Source organism: Magnetofaba australis IT-1, assembly GCF_002109495.1.
Lineage (GTDB): Bacteria > Pseudomonadota > Magnetococcia > Magnetococcales > Magnetococcaceae > Magnetofaba > Magnetofaba australis.
On record NZ_LVJN01000020.1, the window covers coordinates 315,767 to 334,144 of the forward strand.

Below are 18,378 nucleotides of genomic sequence, written 5' to 3' on the forward strand. Positions count from 1 at the left end.
AGAAACGAGCATGCGGAACGTACAATAATAGCGAGCGCGCACAGAGTAAGAACTAACGAGGGTCCAGGGAAATCATTTCCCTGGTGGGTGCAGGGCAAAGCCCTGCCGGGTCACGGGCAGAGCCCGTGCGGGTTGAGGGCAGCGCCCTCATGGGGTTTGGGGCGAAGCCCCAACATCTTTCATCATCCAAACTATCAGAAGAAGTATCACCCGGTCCCCACACACTCTGCGGGGACCGGGATAAACACTCTTACAGCTTGCCGTCGGCGGCCATCTGCATGTAGGTCGCGTCGAAGCGCAGTTTGACGAAATCGGCGTTGCCCCACACCGAGCCGTCGGGATAGGCGATGCCGATGAAGGTCTCATCGCTGGCGCCGTTGCCGTAGAGCCCATGGTCAAAGGAGAACTTGGCCACAAAGCGCATGGTGTCCTTCAACTGCTGACTGCGGCTGAATTCGGCGGCCTGCTTGGGCTCGTAGAACATGCGCGTGGTGCGCAACTGGGCCTGGAATTCGGCTTCGGAGCCGCCCGCTTGCGCGGCCATGCTGCTCAGGGCTTGTTGGGTTTTGGCGCCGCCTTGGGACATCTGCCCCATGGCCTCATACCAGGCGCCGGTGACCGCGCGTTTGCAGGCGTCATCGGCGTCGGTGCGCACCATGATGGTGTCGATGATCTCGCCGGGGATCTGCGCCGAGTCAAACACATTGACCACGCCGGGCTGCTGCAGGGCGGTCATGACGATGGGGTTCCAGGTGACGAAGGCGTCGCCGTCGGCCGCTGCGGCGATGAGGCCGCCCAGGTCGGCGTCGCTGGTGTTGACCACCGACAGATCCCTCTCCGCCATGCCGTTTTTATCCAGCGCGCGGGCCAGCAGGTAGTGGCTCACCGACAGCTCCACCAGCTTCACCGGTTTGCTCTTGAGAGAGTGGACGGAAGCCTTGTTGTCGGCGGATTTGACTAAAATGGCGTCGTTGCCGTTGCTGAAGTCGCCCACCACCAGCACGGTGGTGTCCACCCCGCCCACCGCCGGGATGGTCAGACCATCCATATTGGTCACGGTGACGCCGTCGAAGCTGCCGGCGGTGTACTGATTGACGCTCTCAATGTAGTCGTTGATGAGGGTGAATTGCAGATCCACGCCCATCTTTTTGCCCCAACGGGCGGCGATGCCAGAGTCCTGGATATACCCCACCGGCTCCCAACCGGTGTAGTGGGACCAGGCGATGTGGCAGCGCGGCGCGGCGGCGTGGGCGGCGCTGGCGGAGAGCAGGGTCAGACCGATCAGGGCGCGGCTGAAATGGCGAATCAGGCTCATGGCGATTTCCTCGTGATGGCGTCGTATGTGGTGCGTTGAATAAGGTGGTGCATACAAAACTGAACAATACAACGTGGCAGGAGAGAGACTGGGGCGTTGCCCCAGACCCCACGAGGGCGCCGCCCTCGACCCGCCAGGGAAATGATTTCCCTGGACCCTCGTGAGTTAACTTTCCGCGCTAGCGCAGAGAGTCGCGTGTTCAATTTTGGCATATGGCAATAAAAAGCGTTTAAACGGTGAATTGAATCAGATCCTCGGAGATGCGGTTGCCCGCCTCCAGGGTCTGCACCCGTTTGGCCGCCTCTTCGGTGAGTTGGTCAAATTCGAGAATCTGTTGCGCCATGTGCGGCAGCGCCTCCTGTTTGAAGGTGGAGATTTTGTCAAACGCCTCAAAGATGTTGGCGAAGGCTTCGCGCATGGCGGTTTGTGAGAGCTGCCCCTTGGCGGCCTCCTCCAGGATCTCGGCGCCTTGATGATTGAGCATCTGCGCGGTGGAAGCGAGCAGATTGTTGGTGGTGGCGTTGAGGGCCTGGGTGGCGCGCAGCACCAGCTTTTGATTGCTCAACGCCAGGGCTACGGAGACGGCGATGCGCAGGGCGTCTACGGTGACATGCAGGGCGCGATCCACGCCGCGCATCAGCTCCTTGTTGGTGCGGATGAGAATGTCGCAACTGGCCGACCCCTGGATGTTGACCAGCACCCGTTGCTGCAGATCCTGGGTGCGCTGACGCAGGGTGAAGAGGATCTCGTCCTGGAGAAATTTGACCTGCTCGGGGTCGGTGATTTTGCCCGCGTCGATGCGCTCGGAGAGGCGTTGGTCGATGGCCATGAGCACTTTGACCTGACGCGTCAGATCCAACGCCACCTGCCAATATTCGGTGCGATCCTGCTGCAATGTGGTGGTGTCCCGCTCCAGCACCTCGCGACCGCGCTTGACCTCCTCGACGATGTCATTGATCACCGCATCGGCGCTCTCGTAGCGCTCGAAGTACTCTTTGACCTTGTTGCCCATGGGGATGAAGCCCAGCAGCCGCCGCGCCGCCTGCTTGGGATTGGTGAAGTCGATCCCCGCCGGGTTGAGGCTCTCCACCTGCGAACGCAGGTTGGACAGGGCGCTGGCCACCGGCCCGCCATCCTCGGTGTCCTTGCGCAGAGTCCCCATGCGCTGTTGCAGCATCTTGCTGCGGTGCATGGCGTTCTTCTCAGTGGAGAAACCGGCCCCGGCCACGGCGTTGACCAGGGATTCGCGCGCCGCCGAGTCGTTGAGGTCGGTATCCAGAAAACGCTGGATCACCTCATCGGCGCGGTCGAACAGAGGGGCGTCGGTTTGAGGGTCGAGCTGCAGATCATGGGGATTGACCTGGGCTGTGAGCGCGCCCTTGATCTGGCCGATGTCCAGAGAGAGCGGCGCGGCCAGATGCGGCGGGGTGGGCGCGGGCGCAAAGGGGTTGGTGGCGGACATGGGGCGGTCTCCTGAAAATTTGGTTTATGAAATCGTGCGGTCGTGAACTTGATACAGGTGCGAACGCTCCGCCAGCGCCGCCAGTTCGGTCATGGCGGTCTCCATGTCGATGGCGGCGCGGCCCTGACGGGTGCGGATATTGGCCAGCTTGACGGCGGTGAGATCCAGCGCAGTCATGGCCTGTTCATTGACCCGGGAGATCTCCAGCGCGGTCTCCTGGGATTTGTGCAGCAGCGCCATGCGCGCCAGCAGCGCGGCGACATCGCCTTCGGCAGGGGGCTCCTGGCCCTCGCTGTAGCCCAGTTCGTCCAGGCGTCGCTGAATGTAGGCCGGGTCGATGCTGCGCACGCTCAACAGCACCGAGGCGACATCCTCCAGGCGGTCCAGCGCCGCCAGATGCACCTGCTCGGCCATGCCCAGATAGCGGCTGTAGGTGATCTCCTGGGGCGAGAATTTGCTCTCAAGCACCTGTTTGAGGCTGCTGAATTTGGCGTCCAACTTATCCAGTTGCTCCACCCCCGCCAGATAGTTCAGCTCGGTGAGGGTTTGGCGCAGACGCTTGGGCGCCTCCAGCCGGTGGGCGCGGCGCTGTTCGTGCAGCGCGGCCAGATAGTGGTGGGCGTTGGCGTTGTGGCGCACGGAGATCTGCACGCCCCAATAGGACAATCCGCCCACCACGCCCAGGCCGCAGGCGATCCACCCTTCGGCCAGGGAAAACAGCGCCCCGGCCACGCCGCCAAGGATGCCGATGACCAGCGGATAGAGCGTCCACGGGCTCTGCGCGGCGTTGCGGATTACCGCGCGACGGATCGCCTGTGGGCTGTAGTCGGCGATGGCGAGCGGCGCAGGATGGGCGACGCTGGGCAGCTGCGCGTCGTCACTCATCAGAAGGACTCCTGCTTGAGCACCAGAGTCACCCGCGACTGGCGATCGCGCCAGGCGCGAAACTTCTCGCCCGGCTGACGCGCCAACGGCTGGCTGGCGCCATAACCGACGCTGCGCACCCGATCCGGGTCCAGCCCGTAGGCGACCCGCAGGTAGCGGGTGACGGCGTCGGCGCGCTGTTGACTGAGCTTGAGGTTGGCCGCTTCGTCGCCGCCGGGTTTGGCGTGGCCCTGGATCTCAATGCGGAAGCCTGGATAGCTGCGCAGGGCGTCGGCGGCCTGATCCAACTGCTGTTTGTCGGCCAGATCCAGCAGCGCGGTTCCCGATTGGAACAGAATGGGCCGCACTTTGAGCGCCCCGACTTCGCGCAGGCGCTCCCAGGCTTGGGTGGTGAGTGGGGCGAACTCCGCCTCCAGCGAGGACTTCTCCCGCGTGGGTAGGAAGTTTGCGGCGGCGGGAGCGGGGCCCGCCTGTTGCTGATAGAGCTGACGCAGCAGATCGGAGTTGAGAATGCCGCGCGGATCCTGGCCGGGCAGAGGATTGCCGCTGATGTCGCCAAACTCCTGTAGAATCTTCAGTGTGCGTTCAATGGTTTCGAACAGGCCATAGGTGGGGGTCACGCCGCCTTGGGCGACGCCGAACCACTGGGTGGCGTTCTGCGGCAGGGAGATCCAGCGCACCCCTTCGAGCATGCGTTTGGCCACATCCGGCGTGACCCCGGCGTAGGCGGCGGCATCGGCGTGGCGCTCAGTGGGGTGCTGGCGATAGTGGGCCAGGGTCTGGAAGGCGTTATCCAGCAGACGCCGCACGGCGTCGCCGTTACGCGCCAAAAAGTCGCGATTGACGATGAGGATATCCACGATGAGCTTGTCGGTCTGGTCGCTGCCCAGCAGTTTGACCATGCCCGGTTGGCTCAGCGCCTTGCTTACGTCCGGCTCCCACAACGCCGCCACCTGCGCTTTGCCATCCAGCAGCGCTTTGAGAGCGTCGGAGGAGCCGTTGGACTCCACCCGCCATCCGCTGTCCTTGCGGCGGAACAGGGGGATGTCGAAGTGCACCCCCACCGCTTTGAGCAGGTGGTGGCTGGGGGAGTCCGGGGTGAACGCCACTTTGAGATCCTGGCGCTCTTTGAGTTGAGTCAGATTGGGCGCTGCGGTCTGCCGCGCCACAATGGCGTCGCCGCCCTGGCTCTCATCCACTACGGCGATGATCACCCCAGGGTAGTTGACGGCCATGCCCCCCAACAGATAGGCGTCCACCGTGGCCACGGCGAGATCCAACTCGCCCCGGGCCAGTTTTTCAAAGCGATGGGCGTAGTCGGCCTTGTCGTCCACGCAGTCCAGTTTATAGCCGTCGGCCAGCATCAACTGGCGCATGCGGGGGCTGCACAGAGGGAAGTAGCCGATGAAATTGTCCATCCCCAGGGTCAACGCGCCCTTGGCGCGGGAGGCGTCGCTGGTGGCGGTGACCTGACGTCCGCTCTGGAACTGATTCCAGCCATACAGCCCCGCCAGCACAGCCAGTCCGATCAGCAGCAGCCACAAGGCTCCCTTGGCGCTGGTGTTCATCGCATGCGCTCCTGTGTCAAATTCCGCTGTGCGTCCATGATCCGTGCGGGCTCACTGGAACTGGGTGACGGTAAAGTCAGGCGTTTCCGCCTGCACCGCTTTGAGCCCCTCAGCCAACTGCTCGGGATTGTCCGCCGTATAGTAGCGCGTCACCCCGGGGAGGTTGAGCGAGTGGTCGGGTCCGGTGCAGAAACCGATGACGTGCAGTTCCACCGGCGACTGTTCGACGATTTCCCGCGCCAGCGGGGCGGGGGTTCCATCCCCGGAGACGCCGTCGGTGATGACGATGAGACGATAGGAGCCGTAGCCGGTTTGGCGACGCCCCTGTTCGGTCAAGGCGGCATAGGCGAAGGTGATGGCGCCGTTGAGCGGCGTGCCGCCGTCGGCGGCCAGATTATCGACCATCTGATTGAAGGCGGCGCGATGGTTGGCGCCATGGCCAAATGGAACCACCATGCGCGCGCTCAGCTCGTGAAACACCGCCATGGCGAGGTTGGCCGATGCGGGGATTTGCGCAGCAAAGCTCTTAAGCGCCTCGCGCGCCACCGTGAATTTGGTCTCCCAACCAGAACACTCCTTTTTGTTCATGGAGCCGGAGGTGTCCAGCACCACCAGGTAGTTGTCGGCCAGCAGGTTGTTGGCCAGTTTGGCGGGTTCGGCGTCGCTGCTGGGCCACTCCGATGACCAGGAGCTGTACATGCCGTCCGGATCCGGATCGGGCGCCGCGGCGGGCGCAGTGGGCGCGGTGTTCGAGGTCTGTTTGGTCGGGTTGAGGTGGTAGAAGATCGCCGCCGCCAGCCCCACACTGATCCACAGAAGAAGCCGTTTGAGTGTCGTCATCGCTTCTCTCCTTATTACAGGGGTTGGAAGACGTTGGACTCGGCTTCGACCTGGATGATCTTGAACACCACCCGGCGTGTGGCGTCCCACTCCTGTTTATTGCGCGGCGCACAGTTGAGATTGATGTCTCCCGAGGCGTTGTGGGTGCACTGGGCCGTATTGGGTTTGGAGACGCCGTGGCCGGTAACGCCAAACTGGCTGGCGTCCAGGGTGGTCCCTTGGGCGTTGGCGTGGGCGATGAGGCTGTCCTTGACCGCATTGGCGCGGCTAAATGAGAGGTTTTTGGCGGCTTGCCGCAGACGGTTCAGCACCACCGTCGACGCGCCTTTTTTCTTCTGTCGCAAATAGCCCAGCGGATCGCTGTGCCCCTCCACCGTGAGCAGCGCGCCGCCGTAGGTGGAGGCCAGCTGAATCGCCTTGTCATACGCCTGTTGGTAGCTCTGCGCTGGGAACTGGTTCTGGTTGGGCTGGAAGTAGATCTCAAAGCTGAACAGCACCCCATCCTCATCGGCCTGGGTGCGTCCGCGCCGCTCCATCAACTGCGCCACGGCGGCGGTATCGAAGCGCGGCAGCGTCACGTTGCGGGTATCGGAGAGCCCTTTGGCCAGCGCGGCATAGTCCCACTTTGCCTGTTGCAGCGGGGTGGATTTGCGCAGCAGCCCCAACGCCTTGAATGAGGATTGAATCTCCTTGTCCAGATGTTCGAACCCGCGCGGATATTGCGGGTCGCCAAAGAAGCTCACATTGCCGCGATAGCCCGCCATCTCGGCGTCGGCCACCATGGCGGCGGCGTCATCCACCGCCGCGGCGCTGTCCAGCAGCAGATCCGCCGCCGGGGCCAGGGCGCGGCGCCAGGCGGCGGCGTTGGATTTCGCCAGTTGCGCCATCTGCTCTTCTGCGCGCAGCAGCGCATTCACAAAGCCCTGCACCTTGGCGCGGTTCTGTTGCAGATAGTCGGCGCGCACGGCGTAGACATCGGCGATGATGCGGTTGGCGGTTTTGGTGGAGAGTAGAATGTGCGCCCCGCGCACCGAATCCTCGGCGCCGGCGCCCACCTGGCCGCCGCTGGTCAGCGCCAGGGCTTCGGGGATGATGACGAAGGCGGCGTCAACGGAACTATCTTCCCGGAATGCGCGGGAGGGGGAGACCGAGTTGTCATCCAGTTGCAGCAGATCGCGCACCCACTTGATGCGCACGTCATCCACCGTCAAACCGGCGTCTTTCAGGATGGTGGTCAGGTAGTCCACATGGGGCCCGTAGGCTTGCACGGCGATGGTCTTGCCACGCAGATCCTTGGGCGAACGGATGCCCTGTTTGACCACCAGTGCGTCGCCCCCCGCCGACCAGGAGAGTTGATAGATCACCACCGGCTTGGCGCCGGGATCCTTGGACAGCGCCTCCGTGGCCATGCCCACCATACCCAGCGTGCCGCGCAGGAAGGGCGTTCTGCAGGCGAGGTAATCGTCCAACTGTTGGGTGAACTGGTCCTGCCGGTAGAGGGAGAAGGAGAGCCCGGCGCGGTCGAATGGGCTTCCTGGAGCGGTTTGTTTGGCGTTGCCGTTGGCCAGGGAGGTGGCCACATCGGCGCCCCAGGCGATGGTGGGCAGGGGGAGGGTTTTCCCTAAGCGGCAATCCCGCGCCGCCGCAGTCACAACCTCACGCAGCGGTTTGGGGTGTTCATAGGAGAGCGCCCAGGCGTCGGAGACAACCAACAAGCCAAGGAGTGCAAGGAGGGCGTAAGGGGATCTGCGGGTAAGAAGTCGGCGATGATGCATAACTCTCTCCGGCGCAATGAGATGAAATATATAACTCCATTTTTACAGACAAAAATAATGTTATGCAACGAAATCTCCCGTGACGATTCGGAGAACCAGCGCCTGCAAAAGCATTTGGAATGCGCTGTTATGGAGGCTGGTTGCTCAGACGTTAACTTTTCAAAAGGGGGGCTGCGGCGCGCGGGTGAGTCAAGGCAAATGAGAGAGGAGAGTCAGAGCGCCGAATAAAATCAGGTATGGTTATACGGCGTTTGGAGCGACTCAACACTGTCGGGCAGACGTGCGGACGTTCTGTGCCAGGAAAGAAAAAGGCCTACGCCGGAGTGACGTAAGCCTTTGAACTAAAATGGTCGGGTGAATGGATTCGAACCATCGGCCCCTGCCTCCCGAAGACGCAGTTCGTCTGTAACCTATTGAAATTCCATTCGCCAGAATGCGGCCCCATCAGCCAAAATTGCGGATTCTGGGATATCCGCCCCCATGCGGGGCGAATTGTGGCGCACAGTTTCCCCCACAGGGGGGATGGAATTTTTTGGCCGAAGAGAATTGGTTGATCTCCATCTCTTGAGGACTTAAGCTGAATTAGGCTTACAGGCAGACTTGTTATCATGTTTCGTGATATACGTAACCAATGTTAGGTAGGCTTTGCTCCCTAACGTTCCTTCTGTCAGCTTGGCGTTTCGCTATGCTGTGCAACGTTCCGCATAGGAGTGCCTGTAAGCCTTTTATTTATTTTGGAGTGGGTGATTGAGAAACATTGATAAATTAAAAAAACAGCTTCACTGTCAGACTTGGCCAGACTTCTAGGGTTTCGGCCAAAGGCACTCTCTTTCCTGCTTTACAAACTGCCTGACAATTCAAAATATACTACCTTCAAAATCCCTAAAAAAAGTGGGGGAGAGAGAGAAATAAACGCTCCAGATCCTCGACTCAAGGGGTTGCAAAAACGATTAGCAAATCTTTTACAAAACTGTTTCGAAGAAATATATGGTCGAGAACGTTACAATCACTCCCTTTCCCACGCTTTCCGAAAAGACCACTCGATTATCACGAATGCAAGAGCACACAAAAACAAGAGGTATGTATTTAATATCGATCTGATAGATTTTTTCCCCTCAATTAATTTTGGTAGGGTGCGAGGGTATTTCATCAAGAATACAGATTTCGGTCTTCACCCTAATGTCGCCACAGTTATAGCACAGATAGTGTGTTATAATAATGAGCTACCACAAGGTAGTCCAACATCTCCAGTCTTATCGAATTTGATAGGGCATATACTTGACGTAAGGCTTGTTATTTTAGCCAAAAAGACAAAATGCCAATATTCTCGATATGCAGATGATATAACATTCTCAACAAGAGAAAAACAATTCCCCTCAACTATTGCTACTCAAGACGATGCTGGATGTTGGCATCCTAGCAGTAAGCTATTATGTATAATTAGAAAATCAGGATTTGAAGTCAACCATAACAAAACAACAATGCAGCACCACGCTTACCGACAAGTTACAACAGGGCTCGTAGTAAATAGGAAAGTCAATATTAAGGCTTCTTACTACCGTCAAGCACGAGCAATGTGTAGCTCGTTGTTTAAGACGGGAGCTTTCTATATCGGGACAGAAGTTAGGAAGGGGCGCTCAGCCAGCATCAGTGGGAAGGATTTAGGAAGTATTAATGTATTGAGGGGGGTTCTGTCTCATATTTATAACGTAAAGAGACTCAACGACAAAAGAGATCAGAAGGAACGTTGGGGTAAGCCAACAGCGATCCATAAACTGTACGAGAAGTTTGTCTTGTTCGAAAAGTTCCATAACTTAAGAAAACCATTAATATTTTGTGAAGGTAAAACGGATAGTGTGTATTTAAAGTGCGCGCTATACTCTTTAGCGTCAGAGTACCCGGACCTAATACAAGTTTCTAATGGAGAAGTAAATTACGCAATAGATTTTTTTAAGCATTCAAAATCTAACCAAGATCTGTTGCAGTTTTCAGGCGGCACAGGAGATAGTAGATACCTCATTAAAGACTACAATAAAAAGATGAAACCATTTCTTTGTAAAGGGAAAAGGTTCCCGGTTATTATTCTGGTTGACAGTGACCAAGGCTCAAAAAAAGTCTTTTCAGCAGCAAAAGAAGTGATTGGCAATAACGAAAATGTAACAGGTGATGAAGATTTCTACTATATAACACAAAATCTTTACCTTATAGCACTTCCAAAGATAAACAATGTAAGTAGTGTTGCTATCGAGGATTTTTTTGAAAAAAGTGTAAGGGAAACAAAAATTGATGGAAAATCACTTGCAAAATCAAATGAATCGGACAATAGAAAATACTACTCTAAGCACATCTTTGCAGAAAAAGTGATTAGGCCGAACAAAGGCAAAATTAATTTTGAACGATTCAAAGGTATTTTAGACCGTATATTGAAGGTCATTCAGGATTATGAAAGTAGGAGAGAGACAAAATCCTGACCTGACCAAGCTTCAAAGGCTCGAATAAGCCTCCACAGGGGCCTGAATGGTCTTTACCGGTTTGCGGGCGCCGGATTGGATCGCCTCGAAATCCGCTTCGATGCGCTTGAGCACCTTGGCTTCAAAATAGCGCTCGCCGCAGAACTCGCACTCCAGGCACGGAACCTCGGTCACCACCATAAGCTGCTCGCCGGAGCGGTGGATGTACTCCACCTGTTTGGAGTCCATCTGCTGATGCCCGCAGAAGGGGCAGGGGTCGGACATGGTTTATCTCCCTCTGACAAAGGGGGTCTTGAACTTGGGCGGTCCGGGAATATAGACCGTGATGATCACCATCTGTTCGCGCAGTCGCCCGCAGACAACGTGAATCGGCTTGCCCGCGTTGGTGAATCCCACCACCAGACAACTCGGCCCCCGAGCCGTGTTCTATAGAATTCCAGAATTCGACTCAGATGTCGCCATTTATGTACAACGTGTGCGCATGGCGTCTGCGGGCGTGGCGCTCATCCCTGAATGCGTCGGCAGCGTCAGATATCACAACGGTGGGGGCAGTGAAAAGAGAAACAAAAAAAAGCGCCTGGAGAGAACTCCAAGCGCTTTTTCAATGGTCGGGGTGAATGGATTCGAACCATCGGCCCCTGCCTCCCGAAGACAGTGCTCTACCAGGCTGAGCTACACCCCGATCGACCATTTACGCCTGCTGGCGCTTGTGTATGACTGGCTCGCGAGATGATCTGCGAGTCGGCTAAAATATGCCGCTTAGTAGCTGCGGTCAACAGAAAAATCAGCCAGGTTGGCCAACGCCTGCTTTTCCGGCGTATCCGGCAGCCCCTCCAGGGCCGCTTTGGCCTCGGCGGCGAACTGTCGCGCCTTGCCCATGGCGTACTCCAACGAGCCCCGCTCGCGGATTAACGCGATGGCGCGCTCAAAGCTGCCCTCGGGCTGCTCGTCCTCTTCCAGACACTTTTGCCAGAACTCTTTCTCTTCGCCCTCGGCATGGGCGTAGGCGTGAATCACCGGCAGGGTCATCTTGCCCTCCTGGAAATCGTCGCCTACGTTCTTGCCCAGTTCATCGGACTGAGAGGCGTAATCCAGCGCGTCGTCCACCACCTGATAAGCGATGCCCAGCTTCAGGCCAAACTCGGACAGTTTCGCGGCCTCTTCATCAGAACGACCCGCCGCCACCGCGCCCAGTTGCGAGGCGGAGGCGAACAGGGAGGCGGTCTTGTGCTTGACCACGTCCAGGTAGCGCGCCTCATTGGTGGCCAAGTCGTTGCTCGCCACCAACTGCATCACTTCGCCTTCGGAGATGATGGCGCAGCAGTCGGCCATGATGCGCAATACGCGCAGATCGCCATGCTCCACCAGAATCTGGAACGAACGGGAGAAGAGGAAATCGCCCACCAGCACCGGCGCTTTGTTGCCCCACACCGAATTGGCGGTGGCGCGTCCGCGACGGGTATTCGATTTATCCACTACGTCGTCATGCAGCAGGGTGGCGGTGTGAATAAACTCCACCACCGCCGCCAGCAGCGCGTGGTCATTGCCCTGGTAGCCAAACAGTTTGGCCGCGATCAGGGTCAAGATGGGCCGCAACCGTTTGCCGCCGCTATTGAGCAGGTGTTGGCCCAGCGTGGGGATCATCTCCACGTGAGAATCCAACTGCTCAATGATAATGCGGTTGGTGCGCTCGAGATCATCGCTGACCAGCTCGCGCAGGCGAGCGAGCGCTTCGGGTGTGGTGTCGGCCATTGGACCTTCGGAAATAGAGTTGCATGGCGTCGCGATGGCTATCACCGCGCGCTCGTGGATTTGTGATGTGCGTGCTGTGTCCACTCCAGAACCAACGAATATTAAGAATCCCTTATGGGTGGCGTCAAGTGGATCTTGCGCATTCGTGGCGTTTTCCGGCACGCTGGGCGCCAAAAGAGGGGAGCGCCGCCTGTTGCTCTTGTCGGATATTGGAGCCGGATTGATGACAAAAAAACGCCTGTCGCCATGGATTTGCGCTGCAGATGATGCGCCGCTGCGGATTCGTTTGGCCTCGGCCTCGCCACGCCGCCTGGAGTTGATGCGGCAGATGGGTTTGGATCCGGTGGCGGGCGGCGTCGACTGCGACGAGACGCCGTTGCCGGGGGAGACGGCTCCCGCGTACGTCCTGCGTCTGGCGCTGGAAAAAGCGCGTCTGGGCGCTCAAGCGGGAGATGCCGACTACTGCCTGGGCTCGGACACTTCAGTCGTGCTGGCGGGGGAGATTTTGGGCAAGCCCGCTGACGCCGATGCGGCGCTGGTCATGCTGACCGCTTTGGCTGGCCGACAGCATCAGGTGATGACCGCCGTTGCCTGGGTGCGGGTGGCCGACGGCGCCGAACGCAGCGCGGTGGTGACCACCGATGTGTGGATGCGCGCGGCGACTCCAGCGCAGCTGTCCGCGTATATCGACAGCGGCGAGCCCATGGACAAGGCGGGCGCATATGGGATCCAGGGGCTGGGCGGCTATCTGGTCACGCGGATAGAAGGGTCCTATACTGGCGTTGTGGGATTGCCGGTGGCGGAAACCCTGGAAATGTTGAGTGAACTCATGCCATGAGTCAGGCCGAATTTTGAGCGCCTGTGACGCCGGGGAAAATAGCGCTTGACAGAACGTTCGCAATGATTAGAATGACCCGTTCCCATGAGGGGCCAACCGGTCGTGTGTTGCGTGCTGAACGCCGCCGCAGTCGGTGGGCTGACTGAACGTAATATTGGAATGATCAATTCGAACCCGCCGCTGGTGGCGCGCGTTCGATTTTTGGAGGTTGCGCAATGTATGCGGTGATCCGGACCGGCGGCAAACAGTATAAAGTGGCCGAAGGCGACGTGTTGAAGGTGGAATCCCTGGCTGGCGAAGCGGGTGATGAGGTCTCCTTTGACGACGTGCTGATGGTGGGCGGCGATGAAGTGAAGATGGGTGAGGCGGCCAAGGGCGCCAAAGTCACCGGCTCCATCGTGCGTCAGGGTCGCGGCAAGAAGGTTCTGGTGTTCAAAAAGAAACGCCGCAAGGACTACAAGCGCACCCAAGGCCACCGTCAGAACCTCACCGAAGTGAAGATCACCGGGATTGCCTAAGCACCCGACCTGATCCTTCGGCTCGTTTAGCACAGGAGATAACGTCATGGCACATAAGAAGGCGGGCGGTAGCTCGCGTAACGGTCGCGATTCCGCGGGTCGCCGTTTGGGCGTCAAAAAATATGGCGGCGAAAATGTGATCGCCGGCAACATCCTCGTGCGTCAGCGCGGCACCAAAATGTGGGCCGGCGACGGCGTGGGCATGGGCCGCGACCACACCCTGTTCGCGCTGGTGGACGGCAAAGTCGTCTTCACCAAGCGTCGCAACCGTCAGTATGTGACTGTGGCGGCGGCTGCGGAAGCCTAACTCAGGCTGACGCTGCGCCCGGGCCCCAGACGGCCCGAGAAGCAAGATAAACGGGGAAACGGCCTGGCGTCGTTTCCCCGTTTTGCGTTTGGCTGCTGTCTTGGGAAAGAAATTGGGGAGCAGCGAAGATATCGAGGGCTTTGCCCTCGAGCTCCCAAAGACCAAACCGTGGGGCGCCGCCCCACACCCCGCTGGGGTCGCGGACCCCAGACCCCGGAAAAGTCGGCCATAAATGTCCGACTTTTCCCAGTGTGGATAACGTGCTGTTATGAAATTTCTCGACGAATGTAAAATCTATGTGCGCTCCGGGGACGGCGGTTCCGGCTGTGTGTCGTTTCGTCGGGAGAAGTATATCCCCCTGGGCGGCCCCGACGGCGGCGACGGCGGACGCGGCGGCGACGTCATCTTCGAAGCCGACGCCCACCTGAACACCCTCATCGACTTCCGCTACACCCAGCACTTTCGCGCCAAACGCGGCGGCAACGGCATGGGCAAGCAGCGCACCGGTCGCAGCGCCGATGATCTGATCATCCGCGCGCCGGTGGGGACCATCATCCGCGACGACGCCGATGGCGAAATTCTGGCCGACCTTACCGAACCCGGCGAGCGCATTGTGGTGGCGCGCGGCGGTCAGGGCGGACGCGGCAACCTGCACTTCAAGACCTCCACCAATCGCGCCCCACGCCGCTCTGATCCAGGCCGCGAAGGCGAGGAGCTGTGGCTGCGTCTGGAGCTGAAGCTGCTGGCCGACGTCGGTTTGGTGGGCATGCCCAATGCGGGCAAATCCACCCTCATCTCCAAACTCTCAGCGGCGCGGCCCAAGATCGCCGACTACCCCTTCACCACCACCACGCCCAACCTGGGGGTGGTGCGCGCGGACATCGACCGCAGCTTTGTCATGGCCGACGTGCCGGGCCTGATTGAGGGCGCCGGCGACGGAGCCGGGCTGGGTCACCGTTTCTTAAAGCATATCGAACGCTGCGCGGTGCTGCTGCATCTGGTGGAGATCGATGGGCTGGAGGATTTCGACCCGGTGGCGCGCTATCAGACCATCGAGGCGGAGCTGACCAAGTATGCGCCCACTCTGGCCAGCAAGCCCCGTCTGTTGGCGTTGAGCAAGATTGACCTGCTCGAACCCGAGGATCGCGAGGTGGTGCTGGGGTGGTTCCGCGACCGTTTAGGCGATGATCTGCCGCCGATTTTCCTCATCTCTTCCACCAGTGGCGAAGGGCTGGATCACCTGCGCATGACCCTGGCCGAACGGGTGGAGGCGTGGCGCAACGCCATGGGCGAATCGGCTCATGACGCCCTGATGGATGCGCCCACCAAGGCCGGTCGCGGCGCGGTGGCGGAGGCGGTGGCTGAGGACGCCTGGGATGACGACGAGGATGACGCAGATGAGGATGGCGTCGAGTGCATCTGGGTGCGTGAGTGAGTCGTGACTCTGGATTGGACTATGAGACATCACGCCATTATTAGAAGATAGAAGATATCGAGGGCTTTGCCCTCGAGCTCCCAAGATCAAGAGCCAAACCGTGGGGCGCCGCCCCACACCCCGCTGGGGTCGCGGACCCCAGACCCCGGAAAATCCGGCCATGAATGTCCAGATTTTCCAACTTTACGGTTTGTCAATATGGCCACTTTGTGCTTTGAGCGACCCAATGTCTGAATCCGACACTACTATGGAGCAGATGGCCGAGGCGGGCTGGCGACGCGTGCGCGAGTCCAAGCGCATCGTGGTCAAGATCGGCTCCAACCTGCTGGCGGCGGGCGAGGATCTGCGCCGCGACTGGATCGCCGAGCGCTGCGCCACGCTGGCGCGCCTGATGGACGAAGGACGCCAGATCGTTGTGGTTACCTCCGGTTCGGTGGCGGCGGGGACCAAGCGGTTGGGCCTGGGGCGTCGTCCGGCCAACCTGCGTGAGAAGCAGGCGGCGGCGGCGGCGGGGCAGGGCGTGTTGATGCGCGTCTATGAGGAGGCGTTCGCCGCCCATGGTCGCCACGTGGCGCAGATTCTCCTTACCCGTGATGACGTGGCCCATCGGCGGCGCTATCTCAATGCCCGCGATACCCTGGAGACCCTGCTGGAGCTGGGGTTGGTCCCGGTGGTGAATGAAAACGACAGTGTGGTCACCGCCGAAATCCGTTTTGGCGATAACGATACCCTGGGCGCGCTGGTGGCGGGATTGATTGAGGCTGATCTGCTGATTCTGCTCTCCGATGTGGATGCGCTGTACGACGCCAATCCGCGTCAGAACCCGGATGCGCGGCCTATTCCCGTCGTTGAGCGGGTGACGCCGGAGATTGAGAAGTTGGCCGATGGCGGCGGTTCGCTGGTGGGTTCCGGCGGCATGGAGACTAAACTCCGTGCGGCGAAGATGGCGGCGCGGGTGGGGTGCCAGACCGTGCTCACCAACGGCTTTCGCCCGCTGCCCATTGATGCGGTGATCCATAATGGTCCGGTGGGTACGTTGTTTTTGGCCCCGGGGGATCCCATCAGCAGCCGTAAACGTTGGATCGCCCATGGTTTGAAGAGTGAAGGGACGCTGCATCTGGACGCAGGCGCGGCGCGGGCGCTGCTTTCGGGCAAGAGTTTGCTGGCCAAAGGCGTCACAGCGGTGGATGGGGCGTTTGATCGCGGCGCGGCGGTGTTTTGCTGCGACCCGGAGGGACGGCGCTTGGCCAAAGGGATGGTCAACTACGCTGCCGAGCATCTGCGCTTGATCGCGGGCCATCATACCAGTGAGTTTGAATCGATTCTCGGCTTCATAGGCGATGAAGAGGTGCTGCATCGCGACGACATGGTGCAACTGCGCAGTGGGGGGGATGGGCATGAGTGAGCGGCTCCGAGCGGCGTGGATGGCGCTGGCGTTGATTGCGTTGTTAAGCGGCTGTGTGACAAGCAGTGGCGCTCAACCCAAAACGGGGAACGACTCTGCAGCGGCGGCTAAAGCGGATGCCAAAACAGAGGACGATGCCGACAAAACGACGCCTGATGGCGCCTCTGTTGAGTCAGAAAAGAGGGCTGAGACCGGCGACCCATTGGATCTCCCGCGTCTGACTCTGCCTGCGCCCAATGCACAGGAGAGCAAAGCGCTGCGCTTGCTGACCTATGCCGATGATCTGATCGCATTGCAACGGGTGCGTGAGGCGTTGCCCTATTACAAATTGGCGATTCAACTGGAACAGGAGCAGGCGGCGCGCGTGGGGCCAAACCGGTTGCTGACCTTCCTGGCGCATGTAGGTCGCACCCTGGCCCAGCATAAACAGTATGCTGCTGCGCAGACCTTGCTGCTCAAAGGGGTGACTCTGGCCGATAAGATGGGCGCGCCGGGCGAGGAGATGGCGGCTTTTATGCGCGCGCAGTTGGCGTGGGTGGCCTACCATACCAAGCAGCCTGCCGAGCAGGTGCGGTGGCTGAAAGAGGCGGCGGCCATCTATGGTCAGGATGAGAAACGCCATGCGGCGGCGCTGGGCGATGTGCTGGACCGTTGGGCGCTGACGCTGCATCGGGCGGGCGAGTTGGATGAGGCGGAGTTGGTCTACAATCGCGCCTTGCGGGTGAAGGAGCAGAATTTAGGCGTCGAGGCCGTTGAGCTTTCCGTCACCTTGAACAATCTGGCCAATGTGGAGATTTTGCGCGGCAAGTTCGCCGAGGCGGAGCCGCTGCTCAAGCGCGATCTAAGCATTGCGGATAAGCATCTGCCGCCCAGCCATATGGATCGGGTGGTGACGCTGGTGAATCTGGGCCGGGTGGAGTTGGCGCTGAGTCGCTGGCGCGCCGCTGCAGGCTATTATCAGCAAGCGTTGCTGATTCAGAACGATCTGCTGGGCGCCGACAACCCGCAACTGGCGGTGAGTTGGACCGGGTTGGCGCGCGCCAAGGAGCAGATGGGCGATCTGGATGGCGCGATCAAGGCGATGCGCATCGGGGCCAATCTGGCCTTCACCCGAGACGCCAAAAACCCGCGCACCATTGATCGTTTGAACTACTACGTGCAGCTGCTGCGCAAGGTTGATGACAAGGCCCACGCCTCCACTTGGCTGACGCGCATTGAGACGCTGCAGGCGGCGGCGCGCAACTCTGCGCGGTAGCGCCACGCTGTGGGGAGGGGGCTGCGCGAATCACTCTGTGGCGAAGATAGGCCGGAGTACTGAGCTCTGAAGAAGGCTAGCGCATCCGCTGCGACTGAATTGAGGGATCATCATAGGAGATGGGGTGGGCAATTTTTAAATCCACACGCACCTCCGGGTGGTCGAATCGCTTCCAGAGGTAGCCCTTTTCACACGTCAGTTCGTAGCGTTTGTTGCTCAACCATTGGCCGTGGCATTTCTGATTTGACGGCGCGATCAAGCGGGCAACCTCAAAGGGGGTTTGATCATTATAGATCAGAGGAATCTCCTCTCCATTGGGTGGAATAAACAGAAACAGCTCGCTCCTTAATGGGAATCCACGGTCCTCGATAAGAACGGCATCCCATATTTTATTGGCCGATGGCGTGCGGTCAAGTTCGCGCACCCAGAGTCCACTTTCGTATATAGCGAATTGAACAGCAATGATCATACGCGCCACTACGCACAGCAGGAGAAACCACAGTACGAAAAACATCGTTCTCGTCATGCCTGGGCATTTTTGTTTCGTCATTT

The 18,378-nt window shown here is 59.4% G+C and carries 16 protein-coding genes, 1 tRNA gene and 1 pseudogene; 7 read left to right on the top strand and 11 right to left on the bottom strand.

Going from position 1 to position 18,378, the window contains the following annotated elements; translation table 11 throughout:
• Nucleotides 1-250 precede the first annotated feature (250 nt).
• The 6 genes from MAIT1_RS13610 to MAIT1_RS13635 form a co-directional block, all read right to left on the bottom strand.
• Nucleotides 251-1,315 (bottom strand): putative urea ABC transporter substrate-binding protein, encoded by a 1,065-nt coding sequence (locus tag MAIT1_RS13610; RefSeq protein ID WP_085443470.1) that lies wholly within the window; start codon nucleotides 1,313-1,315, stop codon nucleotides 251-253.
• A 229-nt stretch (nucleotides 1,316-1,544) separates the two neighbouring features.
• Nucleotides 1,545-2,777, bottom strand: a complete 1,233-nt coding sequence (locus MAIT1_RS13615) for a toxic anion resistance protein (RefSeq protein WP_085443471.1) — start codon at nucleotides 2,775-2,777, stop codon at nucleotides 1,545-1,547.
• Between the two features lie 24 nt (nucleotides 2,778-2,801).
• The gene (locus MAIT1_RS13620; RefSeq protein WP_085443472.1) at nucleotides 2,802-3,662 is read right to left on the bottom strand and encodes a hypothetical protein; all 861 of its coding nucleotides are present in this window, start codon (nucleotides 3,660-3,662) and stop codon (nucleotides 2,802-2,804) included.
• Entirely contained in the window at nucleotides 3,662-5,230 is a 1,569-nt protein-coding gene (locus tag MAIT1_RS13625) for a phosphate ABC transporter substrate-binding/OmpA family protein (protein ID WP_085443473.1), read from the bottom strand. Before MAIT1_RS13625 ends, MAIT1_RS13620 begins: the two co-directional genes overlap by 1 nt.
• Before the next feature lie 51 nt (nucleotides 5,231-5,281).
• Complete coding sequence (locus tag MAIT1_RS13630; protein ID WP_085443474.1) at nucleotides 5,282-6,070, bottom strand: vWA domain-containing protein; 789 nt, start codon at nucleotides 6,068-6,070, stop codon at nucleotides 5,282-5,284.
• 14 nt (nucleotides 6,071-6,084) lie between these two features.
• Nucleotides 6,085-7,845 carry an ABC transporter substrate-binding protein gene (locus MAIT1_RS13635; RefSeq protein WP_085443475.1) on the bottom strand — a complete coding sequence of 587 codons (1,761 nt, stop codon included), beginning with the start codon at nucleotides 7,843-7,845 and terminating at the stop codon, nucleotides 6,085-6,087.
• A gap of 764 nt (nucleotides 7,846-8,609) precedes the next feature.
• On the opposite strand from MAIT1_RS13635, the gene MAIT1_RS13645 reads away from it, so the two are divergent.
• Entirely contained in the window at nucleotides 8,610-10,316 is a 1,707-nt protein-coding gene (locus MAIT1_RS13645; protein WP_085443477.1) for a retron Ec67 family RNA-directed DNA polymerase/endonuclease, read from the top strand.
• Between the two features lie 12 nt (nucleotides 10,317-10,328).
• Here the strand turns inward: MAIT1_RS13645 and MAIT1_RS13650 are convergent, their stop codons facing one another.
• The 4 genes and pseudogenes from MAIT1_RS13650 to MAIT1_RS13660 all read right to left on the bottom strand — a co-directional run bounded on the left by MAIT1_RS13650 (nucleotide 10,329) and on the right by MAIT1_RS13660 (nucleotide 12,068).
• Entirely contained in the window at nucleotides 10,329-10,580 is a 252-nt protein-coding gene (locus tag MAIT1_RS13650) for a type II toxin-antitoxin system MqsA family antitoxin (protein WP_085443478.1), read from the bottom strand.
• A 3-nt stretch (nucleotides 10,581-10,583) separates the two neighbouring features.
• Nucleotides 10,584-10,724: pseudogene (locus MAIT1_RS22590) on the bottom strand (DUF4258 domain-containing protein); the annotation flags it as partial.
• Between the two features lie 197 nt (nucleotides 10,725-10,921).
• Nucleotides 10,922-10,998: transfer RNA gene (locus MAIT1_RS13655), tRNA-Pro, on the bottom strand.
• Nucleotides 10,999-11,075: 77 nt separating this feature from the next.
• Nucleotides 11,076-12,068 (bottom strand): polyprenyl synthetase family protein, encoded by a 993-nt coding sequence (locus MAIT1_RS13660; RefSeq protein WP_085443479.1) that lies wholly within the window; start codon nucleotides 12,066-12,068, stop codon nucleotides 11,076-11,078.
• A gap of 223 nt (nucleotides 12,069-12,291) precedes the next feature.
• On the opposite strand from MAIT1_RS13660, the gene MAIT1_RS13665 reads away from it, so the two are divergent.
• From MAIT1_RS13665 to MAIT1_RS13690, 6 genes are all read left to right on the top strand, one after another.
• On the top strand, nucleotides 12,292-12,906 hold the full coding sequence (locus MAIT1_RS13665) for a Maf family protein (RefSeq protein WP_085445461.1): 615 nt from the start codon (nucleotides 12,292-12,294) through the stop codon (nucleotides 12,904-12,906).
• Nucleotides 12,907-13,121: 215 nt separating this feature from the next.
• The gene (gene rplU / locus MAIT1_RS13670) at nucleotides 13,122-13,424 is read left to right on the top strand and encodes a 50S ribosomal protein L21 (protein ID WP_085443480.1); all 303 of its coding nucleotides are present in this window, start codon (nucleotides 13,122-13,124) and stop codon (nucleotides 13,422-13,424) included.
• A gap of 46 nt (nucleotides 13,425-13,470) precedes the next feature.
• Nucleotides 13,471-13,731, top strand: a complete 261-nt coding sequence (gene rpmA / locus MAIT1_RS13675) for a 50S ribosomal protein L27 (protein WP_085443481.1) — start codon at nucleotides 13,471-13,473, stop codon at nucleotides 13,729-13,731.
• A gap of 268 nt (nucleotides 13,732-13,999) precedes the next feature.
• Nucleotides 14,000-15,166: a GTPase ObgE gene (obgE, locus tag MAIT1_RS13680; protein WP_085443482.1), complete on the top strand. Its 1,167-nt coding sequence runs from the start codon at nucleotides 14,000-14,002 to the stop codon at nucleotides 15,164-15,166.
• A 256-nt stretch (nucleotides 15,167-15,422) separates the two neighbouring features.
• Nucleotides 15,423-16,571 carry a glutamate 5-kinase gene (gene proB, locus MAIT1_RS13685; RefSeq protein WP_085445462.1) on the top strand — a complete coding sequence of 383 codons (1,149 nt, stop codon included), beginning with the start codon at nucleotides 15,423-15,425 and terminating at the stop codon, nucleotides 16,569-16,571.
• On the top strand, nucleotides 16,564-17,826 hold the full coding sequence (locus tag MAIT1_RS13690; RefSeq protein WP_158089497.1) for a tetratricopeptide repeat protein: 1,263 nt from the start codon (nucleotides 16,564-16,566) through the stop codon (nucleotides 17,824-17,826). The genes proB and MAIT1_RS13690 overlap by 8 nt, the downstream gene beginning before the upstream one ends.
• Before the next feature lie 76 nt (nucleotides 17,827-17,902).
• Here the strand turns inward: MAIT1_RS13690 and MAIT1_RS13695 are convergent, their stop codons facing one another.
• Nucleotides 17,903-18,376, bottom strand: a complete 474-nt coding sequence (locus MAIT1_RS13695; RefSeq protein ID WP_085443484.1) for a hypothetical protein — start codon at nucleotides 18,374-18,376, stop codon at nucleotides 17,903-17,905.
• Nucleotides 18,377-18,378 lie beyond the last annotated feature (2 nt).

Bases quoted from the DNA above. Each gene is read 5' to 3' on its own strand.
- MAIT1_RS13615 (WP_085443471.1), bottom strand. From the start codon at position 2,777: ATGTCCGCCACCAACCCCTTTGCGCCCGCGCCCACCCCGCCGCATCTG.
- rplU (WP_085443480.1), top strand. From the start codon at position 13,122: ATGTATGCGGTGATCCGGACCGGCGGCAAACAGTATAAAGTGGCCGAA.
- MAIT1_RS13625 (WP_085443473.1), bottom strand. From the start codon at position 5,230: ATGAACACCAGCGCCAAGGGAGCCTTGTGGCTGCTGCTGATCGGACTG.
- obgE (WP_085443482.1), top strand. From the start codon at position 14,000: ATGAAATTTCTCGACGAATGTAAAATCTATGTGCGCTCCGGGGACGGC.
- MAIT1_RS13695 (WP_085443484.1), bottom strand. From the start codon at position 18,376: ATGACGAAACAAAAATGCCCAGGCATGACGAGAACGATGTTTTTCGTA.
- MAIT1_RS13610 (WP_085443470.1), bottom strand. From the start codon at position 1,315: ATGAGCCTGATTCGCCATTTCAGCCGCGCCCTGATCGGTCTGACCCTG.
- MAIT1_RS13690 (WP_158089497.1), top strand. From the start codon at position 16,564: ATGAGTGAGCGGCTCCGAGCGGCGTGGATGGCGCTGGCGTTGATTGCG.
- MAIT1_RS13635 (WP_085443475.1), bottom strand. From the start codon at position 7,845: ATGCATCATCGCCGACTTCTTACCCGCAGATCCCCTTACGCCCTCCTT.
- rpmA (WP_085443481.1), top strand. From the start codon at position 13,471: ATGGCACATAAGAAGGCGGGCGGTAGCTCGCGTAACGGTCGCGATTCC.
- MAIT1_RS13620 (WP_085443472.1), bottom strand. From the start codon at position 3,662: ATGAGTGACGACGCGCAGCTGCCCAGCGTCGCCCATCCTGCGCCGCTC.
- MAIT1_RS13650 (WP_085443478.1), bottom strand. From the start codon at position 10,580: ATGTCCGACCCCTGCCCCTTCTGCGGGCATCAGCAGATGGACTCCAAA.
- MAIT1_RS13660 (WP_085443479.1), bottom strand. From the start codon at position 12,068: ATGGCCGACACCACACCCGAAGCGCTCGCTCGCCTGCGCGAGCTGGTC.
- MAIT1_RS13630 (WP_085443474.1), bottom strand. From the start codon at position 6,070: ATGACGACACTCAAACGGCTTCTTCTGTGGATCAGTGTGGGGCTGGCG.
- proB (WP_085445462.1), top strand. From the start codon at position 15,423: ATGGCCGAGGCGGGCTGGCGACGCGTGCGCGAGTCCAAGCGCATCGTG.
- MAIT1_RS13665 (WP_085445461.1), top strand. From the start codon at position 12,292: ATGACAAAAAAACGCCTGTCGCCATGGATTTGCGCTGCAGATGATGCG.